Genomic DNA, 443 nt, shown 5'->3' on the forward strand with positions numbered 1-443 from the left:
TGATCAGGACTGGCGTGAGAACCGTCATGATCAACGAGCGGGTCGTGCCCGCCCTACTTCACCAGCTCCGACGTGTCGCATAACCGCAGGCCACAGCTACCGCGTCAGGACTTTGCCGACCCCGTGGGTGCGGCGCGGGGCGGGCAGCACCCCGCTCTGCTCGTAGAACCGGATGGTGCGCACCGAATATCCGGTCTGGGCGGCGAGCTGACCGATGCGCACTCACCGAAGCTAGCGAATCCTCACGCCTGACCGAACCTCACACTTGACCAATCCTCACACTTGACCGCGGTCCACCTAGGACGGTCCCGACAGCTGGTCGCGTCCCGCTGCGTGGTGTAACTCGCTCCGCGGGAGGCTCTGCGGTTCAGATCATGCCGTCATGAGTTCGGCGGTGGCCACCCCTTCCGGTGGTGTCGGGGTGGCGAGCAGGGCCATGGTGG

General features: G+C 65.7%; 1 protein-coding gene. It reads right to left on the minus strand.

Annotated elements, in window-relative coordinates; genetic code table 11:
• Positions 1 to 96 precede the first annotated feature (96 nt).
• Complete coding sequence (locus RM445_RS32075) at positions 97 to 222, minus strand: MerR family DNA-binding transcriptional regulator (protein ID WP_397469459.1); 126 nt, start codon at positions 220 to 222, stop codon at positions 97 to 99.
• Positions 223 to 443: the final 221 nt, after the last annotated feature.

This window comes from Pseudonocardia charpentierae, from assembly GCF_031845345.1.
GTDB lineage: Bacteria > Actinomycetota > Actinomycetes > Mycobacteriales > Pseudonocardiaceae > Pseudonocardia > Pseudonocardia charpentierae.